Annotated in this window: 1 protein-coding gene; it reads left to right on the top strand. The window is 43.3% G+C overall.

The window, feature by feature from the left end; genetic code table 11:
* Positions 1–75: 75 nt before the first annotated feature.
* On the top strand, positions 76–277 hold a 202-nt coding region (locus Q5762_RS38190; RefSeq protein WP_315896910.1), incomplete at its 3' end, for a hypothetical protein.

Here is a 277-nt window from a genome sequence, read left to right as displayed (position 1 = left end):
CAGGTACCCTACGGAGAAGAGCATCGTGTTCCTTCAATAACATTACCCGAACCCCACGTCGGAAGCGTACTCTCAGTGCCAGTCGTCATTGGGCATTACAGTTTGTCGGGTTATCCAATACGACTATCCAATCATGTAGCGTGCGTTGATTATAATGCAGCAAAGGATGAACAACCTATCGTAGCTTATGAATGGTTCTCAGGTGAATCAGTTACTTTGGATAACCAGGCCTTTTATTTCGTTGATAAACAACCGTTACATTCATTTCACATACTAG

This window comes from Streptomyces sp. P9(2023) (assembly GCF_032436795.1).
In the GTDB taxonomy this organism is placed as follows: domain Bacteria; phylum Actinomycetota; class Actinomycetes; order Streptomycetales; family Streptomycetaceae; genus Streptomyces.
The sequence above is the reverse complement of the archived record's forward strand: the minus strand, read 5'-3'. Positions and strand labels throughout refer to the sequence as shown.